General features: G+C 57.2%; 7 protein-coding genes. 3 read left to right on the top strand and 4 right to left on the bottom strand.

Annotated features, from left to right (window positions below; translation table 11 throughout):
• The 3 genes from RTY00_RS15260 to RTY00_RS15250 form a co-directional block, all read right to left on the bottom strand.
• A partial coding sequence (locus RTY00_RS15260) for a DUF1318 domain-containing protein (protein WP_312665015.1) occupies window positions 1–279 on the bottom strand: 279 nt, incomplete at its 3' end.
• A gap of 11 nt (window positions 280–290) precedes the next feature.
• Window positions 291–479, bottom strand: coding sequence for a YnbE family lipoprotein (locus RTY00_RS15255; RefSeq protein ID WP_008106429.1), 189 nt, complete (start codon window positions 477–479; stop codon window positions 291–293).
• Window positions 476–3,094 (bottom strand): YdbH family protein, encoded by a 2,619-nt coding sequence (locus RTY00_RS15250; protein ID WP_312665014.1) that lies wholly within the window; start codon window positions 3,092–3,094, stop codon window positions 476–478. The genes RTY00_RS15255 and RTY00_RS15250 overlap by 4 nt, the downstream gene beginning before the upstream one ends.
• 171 nt (window positions 3,095–3,265) lie before the next feature.
• On the opposite strand from RTY00_RS15250, the gene RTY00_RS15245 reads away from it, so the two are divergent.
• Window positions 3,266–4,258 carry a 2-hydroxyacid dehydrogenase gene (locus RTY00_RS15245; RefSeq protein WP_312665013.1) on the top strand — a complete coding sequence of 331 codons (993 nt, stop codon included), beginning with the start codon at window positions 3,266–3,268 and terminating at the stop codon, window positions 4,256–4,258.
• A 16-nt stretch (window positions 4,259–4,274) separates the two neighbouring features.
• Here RTY00_RS15245 and RTY00_RS15240 read toward each other — a convergent pair whose 3' ends face one another.
• Window positions 4,275–4,547, bottom strand: coding sequence for a DUF333 domain-containing protein (locus tag RTY00_RS15240; RefSeq protein ID WP_061718809.1), 273 nt, complete (start codon window positions 4,545–4,547; stop codon window positions 4,275–4,277).
• Window positions 4,548–4,736: 189 nt separating this feature from the next.
• Here RTY00_RS15240 and RTY00_RS15235 point away from each other — a divergent pair, with 189 nt between their 5' ends.
• Both RTY00_RS15235 and nifJ read left to right on the top strand, forming a co-directional pair.
• A complete protein-coding gene (locus RTY00_RS15235) occupies window positions 4,737–5,393 on the top strand; it encodes an MgtC/SapB family protein (RefSeq protein WP_008106437.1) in 657 nt (218 codons plus the stop codon).
• Between the two features lie 138 nt (window positions 5,394–5,531).
• Window positions 5,532–7,849, top strand: a 2,318-nt coding sequence (gene nifJ / locus RTY00_RS15230; RefSeq protein WP_312665012.1) for a pyruvate:ferredoxin (flavodoxin) oxidoreductase, incomplete at its 3' end; no start/stop codon positions are given.

The raw sequence follows: 7,849 nt of genomic DNA, 5'->3' as shown, positions 1-7,849 counted from the left end.
GCCGCTACCCGCGCGATTCACCAGCTTCTCGCCGGCAATACGCGCCACTTCGCTGGCACTCAAATTATTTTGCTGTGCCACACGCTGATATTGCTGCAGGCGGCCATCGTTGATGCGTTTGACCAGCGCCAGCGTTTCTTCATCCTGTTGACGCGCCGCCACATAACCGCTGAGCGTTTCGCCCACGCGCCCTTGTTGACGCGCCTCATCCAGCGTGAGCGCCCAGGCAGAAGGCATCAGCAGCAGCGCCGCAAGCAGCGCGATCCCCTTGCGTATCATCATGCTTCTCCTCAAAACAGTCCGCTCTGATTCTTCAGCAGCGCTTCCACATCTTTATCCACCTTGATGTGAATCTCATGCTCAATTTTGACGTTCATATTGATGGTGATCGGCTCTTTCGGTGCCGCAACTTCAATGCGCGGCACGCAGCCGATCAGTGGCAGCCAGGCTGCCAGCACCAGTAATGCCCTGAGGCTCATGGTTGGGGATCCTTCTTCGAGGGTAAGGTGGCATTTTGCTCCACCCAGGATTGCAAATTATCGCCAAAGCGCAGGCTGCGCCACAGCTGGAACAGATTTTCCTGATGCCGGTAGTTCAGATTAACGGTCTGACGGCGGTTGCTGAACTGGCTCACGCCTTTCACTTCCGATTGCATGATCAGATTGCCGAAGTTATCCAGATCGATAGTTGCCCAGGAACGCGAGATCTCCATGTAGCGCAGCCAATCCAGCGCCGCTCCGGCCGCAAAATTATTGCTGACAATGGCATCCGCCATGTCTTTATCCAGCCGGAAGGTCAGCGGACCGCTATTGGCGATCCAGCCCTTTTCAATCAGCCATTGCGGGTTGTTTACCCACAGCGGCAACTCGCCATTGACCTTGCCGGACATGGCAAACTGCTTGGGTTTAATCGCAGTAACCAGCTTGCTGAGATTGATCTCCTTCAGCGAGACGCGCGCCGCTGCATGCTGCGGCATGCGCAGCTCGGGCATGCTGACGTGTCCGCCTAACAGATCGAGATTGACGTTGCTGAGCGTCAACGGCTGGCGCTCCTGCCACGGATAGTGACCTTGCAAATCGGCGGTGATGTTTTGCAGCGAGAACTGATTTTTCACTTCGGCGATACGCAGTGAAACCGGACCGCGCCGTCCAAGCTGCCATTGATGATCCTTCAGGCGGAACGGCAGCGAGAAATCGATGCCGTTGATTTCACTGTCCGGCATCCACAGGCTGCCGTTTTTCACCGTCCAGTGACCGCCCGCTTCGAAGCCCTGCTCGCTGGCCGCCGAGAATGCCACCTGCGCGCGCAGCTCGCCCGACTGAATGCGCATTTTTAAATCGCTGCTGAGCAACGGCTGGAACACCGTCAATGACTGCGCTGGCCACCAGGCTTCGCCGCGCAGACGTTCGCCGTCCCAGCGGCCATGCACGCGTACCGGGCCAATATCCTGCGCCGTCAGCTGACCGCGCCAGATAAACTGGCTGGGATCGCTGCCTTTGGCTTCAAAATTGAGTTCTGATGGCGGCAGCCAGCCGCCATAACTGAATTGAGTTTGACCTGATTTCAGCGTGAAGCCGCCGTTAAACGCCGGATGTTCGGGATCGCGCTGCCAGCGCACCGGCGCGTTGAGCGTCAGGCGCGGTTTAGCCACTTGCACCATGCCGTACGCCAGCTGATCGAAACCGGTATTCAGCGTGTCGAGGCTGATCAAAGTGTCCTGCCAGCTGCCGGTGCCCTTCACGTCCCATTTGGCGGTAAGCGGTTCGATCTGGCCGTCCCCCCAATAACGCCAGTTCCACACGCCGCTGTCCGGCCAGAAATCGCTGGCGCGGCCATCGAGATGCAACCTGAAGCGACCAAAACTGGGATCGTGTGCCTTGAGGATCGCCTGCAAGCGACCATTGATGCCGCGCGACGCCACCGTCACGCCCGCCAACGGCCAGCGCGCTTCATCCACTTCCAGCGTTGAGAGCAAGCGACCGCGCAAACGCAGCAGCGCGCCCTGCTTGAGGCTCAACTGCGGATCGGTGAGCACGCCATGCAGCCAGCCGGGCATGCTGCCAAACAGCTGCAGATCTGCGAATTTGCTCTCACCGGTCAACTGAAACGGCAAAGCGCTGTCGACCATGCTCAGTTTGCCGGGGCCGACACTTAATACCAGATTGCCTTTGCCGCCGCGCCCTTGTGTGAGCAGATTGAATCGCCCGCTGACCAGCGTGTTTTCCAGCCCTTGCTGCCAGTTTTCCAGCGTCACTGCCATGCCGCCCGATAGCGGCTGATCGGCCTGCGGCCAGCGCCATTGGCCTTGCGTAATACGAATCTGCCGCTCGTCGACCTGCCACGGCAGCTGCAGCAGCGGCTGATCGTCATCCTGCTGTTTCACCGTCAGTGTACCTTGCTGTTGCTGCCAGTTAAGCGTCAACGCCAGCGGCTGCGGCCACTGCACAACATTGAGATCGGCGCTAAGTTCACCCGCCACCGGCAAGCCATCAGCAAAGGTTGGCAAGGTGACATCGCCATGCAGATTGAGCGGTTTGGGGAGTAGAGGATGACTGAGCTGCAGCTGGGCAATCTGCAACAACTGACCTTGCAAACGCGCATCCACATTGAGGTTGTCGCCCTGATAATGCAGCTGCTGCACATCTTTATCTAAGGTGAGATCAAAACGACCGGCATATTGCTGCCACGGCAGAATGGTGATTTTTTGCAGATGCACATCGGCGCCAGGCAACATCTTCTGCCAGTCAGCCAGGCTGCGCGGCGCACCGCTGGCTTCGCTGTGCGGCAGCGATTGCAGGCAGTCGCTGTTAAGTTGCACTTCACCGGCGCTGAGCTGCCAGCGTTTTTGCTGCCAGCCGAGCGTCGCATCGCTGACGTTTGCCAGTTCACAATCGCCCGCCAGATAACGCACCGCCGGGAAATGCAGCGCACCTTGCTGCCAGTGCGGCGTGCCGTTGAGTTCCACGCGGGTATTTTCAGGCAGCCAGATGCCGGCCAGACGCGGCAACCATTGCGTGAGCGTCAGCAGCAATCCCAGTAGCAGCAGTATCAGCGCCAGCAGCGCAGCAAGTGTTCGGCGAAGGCCACGCGTCATGGCAGTTAACGTTCCTGTTCTTTACACAATCCTGACGAGGAGCCAAATGATGGCATGTTACGTCCGGCAAATGAAGGTGTTAGCGACATAGTCTGGCTGAAGAACAGCAAAATGACGCGGAAAACGTTATCCTGTTGTGATACCGACGTTGCATTTTTCAGGAGCGAAACAATGAAAGTTGCGGTTTACAGCACCAAGCATTACGACCAGAAATACCTTGAACACGTCAATGAGGGCTTTGGATTTGAGCTGCAGTTTTTTGACTTCCTGCTGACACCGGCGACGGCGAAAAACGCTGCGGGCTGTGATGCGGTGTGTATTTTCGTCAACGATGATGCCAGCAAAGAGGTGCTGGAAGAGTTGGCGGCGCTGGGCGTGAAGCACATTGCGCTGCGCTGTGCCGGTTTCAATAACGTCGATCTCGCGGCGGCGAAAGAGCTGGGCTTAAACGTAGTGCGCGTCCCGGCGTATTCCCCAGAAGCGGTGGCCGAACATGCGGTTGGCCTGATGATGACGCTGAATCGTCGCATTCATCGCGCCTATCAACGCACGCGCGATGCCAACTTCTCGCTGGATGGTTTAACTGGCTTCAACATGCACAACAAAACTGCGGGCGTAGTCGGGACCGGCAAGATTGGTATCGCAGCGATGCGTATCCTCAAGGGATTTGGCATGCGCCTGTTAGCGTTCGATCCCTATCCAAGCCAGGCGGCGCTGGAACTGGGCGCGGAATATGTCGATCTCAAAACGCTGTTCGCTGAAGCCGATGTGATTACGCTGCACTGCCCGCTTACGCCGGAAAATCACCATCTGCTTAACGCGCAGGCGTTCAGCCAAATGAAAGATGGCGTGATGATCATCAACACCAGCCGTGGCGGTTTAATTGATTCACAGGCAGCGATCGATGCGCTTAAACAGCAGAAGATTGGTTCGTTGGGGATGGATGTATACGAAAACGAGCGCGATCTGTTCTTTGAAGATAAATCGAATGACGTGATTCAGGATGATGTGTTTCGTCGTCTGTCGGCCTGTCACAACGTGCTGTTCACCGGCCATCAGGCTTTCCTGACCGCCGAAGCATTGACAGCGATTTCAGAAACCACGCTCAGCAACTTACAGCAGCTGGAACGCGGCGAAACCAGCCCGAATCAGGTCCCTGCTTAATCTTTCTGCGCCTGCCTTAGCGGGCGCAGCTTCCACCCATCAGCGCCTGTTCGTCACAGCGACGACCATTAGCCAACTGGCACATACCGATGCGTGAGCCGTCTAACTGACGCGAAAACGCCAGCGATCCCCCGGCATTACTGCAATTCACTTCAGCCATTGATGACATCACAACGCGCGGTTGTACGTGGGCGGCAGTAGCTTGTTGCGGCGGTTCGTTGTCACTGTTGCTGCTGCAGGCAGAAAGTAACAAGGTGGCGCCAGCCAGCAGGAAGAGAGCGGCTTTCATCGATGGGGCTCCGGGGATTGAGCGAAAAAGTCGCACCAGCATATGTCAGGTGCGGTGAGGGATCGATAGGCGACACAGCTTTTTACAAAATTTAATTTCATTGTTTGCAAGCAGAATTATCCTGTTTGAGATGTTTCCGCCCTTTTCACCCGGCGGATGGTCTGTTTATCAACCACTAAGGAGAGAACGATGTTGACGGATATGCTTATCCGCATCGCGCTGGCTGGGATTCTCGGCGGACTGATCGGCCTGGAACGGCAGCTGCGCGCCAAAGAGGCCGGATTGCGCACGCATATTCTGGTCGGTATCGGCAGCGCGATGTTTATGCTGGTATCGAAATATGGCTTTGCCGACATGTTAGTCAGCGACCATGTGGCGCTTGATCCCAGCCGTATTGCGGCGCAGGTAGTGAGCGGCATGGGCTTCCTCGGCGCCGGTACCATCATTATTCAGAAGCAAGTGGTGAAAGGTCTTACCACCGCCGCCGGTTTATGGGTTACTGCGGCGATTGGTCTGGTGATCGGTAGCGGCATGTATGAAATCGGCATTTATGGCACCGTGCTGGCGCTGGTTGTGCTGGAAACGTTTCGTCGCATCAGTCACTGGCTGATTGGCCGTCATCATACGCTGTTGGTGCATCTCAAACCGAAAAGCGTGCCGCTGGTGTTGCTGGTGCTACAACGCGAAAATGTGCGCTACGGCCATATCGCCGTGGTGAATCGTGATGAAGAAATTGGCCTGTGCGAGTTAAGCGTAGAGGTGACATTGTCACGACGCACGCCGATGCACAATATCTACGATAAGGTGATGGAAATCAAAGGCGTTCAGTCGCTGGAGATGATGTAAAAATCATCAATGTTAGATTACGGTGCGCTGCCATCTCGTAAGCACACAGATGAAAAAGTCGCGTCAGAGCCCTTTGCTAAACTGAACTGATAACCCCCGTAAATTTTGCGGGTTTCTCAGCGTAGCAAAGGACGATTTATGATTACCGTCGACGGTAACGGTGCAGTGGCTTCGGTCGCCTTCCGCACCAGCGAAGTGATTGCCATTTATCCCATCACACCCAGCTCCACCATGGCCGAGCTGGCGGATAGCTGGTCCGGCGAAGGCCGCCGTAATATCTGGGGCGATGTACCGCGCGTGGTTGAGATGCAATCGGAAGGCGGCGCGATCGCCACCGTGCACGGCGCGCTGCAAACTGGCGCACTCTCGACCACTTTCACCTCGTCGCAGGGATTGCTATTGATGATCCCGACGCTCTACAAACTGGCGGGTCAGCTGACGCCGTTTGTTCTGCACGTCGCGGCGCGTACCGTGGCGACGCACGCGCTGTCGATATTTGGCGATCACTCCGATGTTATGGCGGTGCGACAAACCGGCTGCGCCCAGCTCTGCGCCTCGAGCGTGCAGGAAGCGCAGGATTTTGCCCTGATTGCACAAATCGCCTCACTTAATAGCCGCATCCCGTTTATCCACTTCTTCGATGGCTTCCGCACCTCGCACGAGATCAACAAGATCGTGCCGATTAGCGATGAAACCCTGCAGGCGCTGATGCCCGCCGAGGCGATTAACGCCCATCGTGCCCGCGCGTTAACGCCGGATCGTCCGACGATTCGCGGCACATCCGCTAATCCTGATACCTATTTCCAGTCACGTGAAGCCACTAACCGCTGGTACGACGATTGCACCCAGCATGTAGAAGCCGCAATGAACGCGTTTGGCGAAAATACCGGCCGCCACTATCAGCCGTTTGAGTTATACGGCCATCCGCAGGCCGAACGCGTAATCGTGATGATGGGGTCCGGCTGCGGCACGGCTGAAGAAGCTATTGATGAGATGCTGCAGCGCGGCGAGAAAGTCGGGCTGGTGAAAGTGCGCCTCTATCGCCCGTTTTCGGCGGCGCATTTGCTGCAAAAGATCCCCGCTTCCGCCCAACGCATTGCAGTGCTCGATCGCACTAAAGAGCCCGGCGCGCTCGGCGAACCGCTGTTCCTGGATGTGATGACCGCGCTGGCTGAAGCCTACAGCCGTGGCGAGCGCGCATCGCTGCCGAAGGTGATCGGCGGTCGCTATGGTTTGTCGTCGAAAGAGTTCGCACCCGATGCGGTACTGGCCGTGTTCCGCGCCTTGCAGGGCGATCAACCGTCAGCGCGTTTTACCGTCGGCATTTACGACGACGTCACCCATCTTTCGCTGCCGATGGAAGCCAATATCGTGCCGAATCGCGCACGGCTCGAAGCGCTATTTTATGGTTTGGGCAGCGACGGCAGCGTCAGCGCCAGCAAAAACAACCTCAAGATAATCGGCAACGCCACGCCGTGGCACGTGCAGGGTTATTTCGTCTACGACTCGAAGAAAGCCGGCGGCCTGACGGTTTCCCATCTGCGCGTCAGTGAATATCCGATCCAATCCGCCTACCTTATTCAGCAAGCCGACTTCATTGGCTGCCATCAGCTGCAGTTTATCGATAAGTATTCCATGCTCGATCAGCTTAAGCCGGGCGGAGTTTTTCTGCTCAATACGCCGTACAGCGCTGAGGACGTGTGGTCGCGCCTGCCGCAGGAAGTGCAGAGCCAGCTTAACGATAAACAGGCGCGATTCTATGTGATCAACGCGGCGCGTATCGCCCGCGAATGCCAGCTGGGCGCGCGCATCAACACCGTGATGCAGATGGCCTTTTTCCAGCTGACCCAGATTTTGCCGGGCGATAGCGCGTTAACTGAACTGCAAAACGCCATTGCGCGCAGCTACAGCAGCAAAGGTGAAGAGCTGGTGCAGAGCAACTGGCAAGCGCTGGCGATGGCACAGCAAGCGCTGCAGGCGGTGCCGTTGCAACCAATTGACGATCGCAGCCCACATCGCCCGCCGGTGGTAGCTGATAGCGCGCCTGATTTCGTCAAAACCGTCACCGCAGCGATGCTTGCCGGTCTTGGCGATAAACTGCCGGTCTCAGCGCTGCCACCTGATGGCACCTGGCCAGTTGGTACCACGCAGTGGGAAAAGCGCAATATCGCCGAAGCCGTGCCGATCTGGCAGCCCGATCTCTGTACGCAGTGCAACCATTGCGTCGCCGCCTGCCCGCACTCTGCGATTCGCGCCAAAGTGGTTGATCCTGCAGCGCTGGCAAATGCGCCAGCTTCGCTCGCTTCACTGGATGTAAAATCGCGCGATATGCGCGGACAAAAATACGTGTTGCAGGTGGCTCCAGAAGATTGCACCGGCTGTAACCTGTGCGTAGAAGTGTGCCCGGCCAGCGATCGCCAGCATCCGGAAATCAAAGCCATCAACATGAAATCACG

The organism is Pantoea sp. CTOTU49201, assembly GCF_032054795.1.
Taxonomy (GTDB): Bacteria; Pseudomonadota; Gammaproteobacteria; order Enterobacterales; family Enterobacteriaceae; genus Pantoea; species Pantoea symbiotica.
This window is presented reverse-complemented; position numbering and strand designations above follow the sequence as displayed.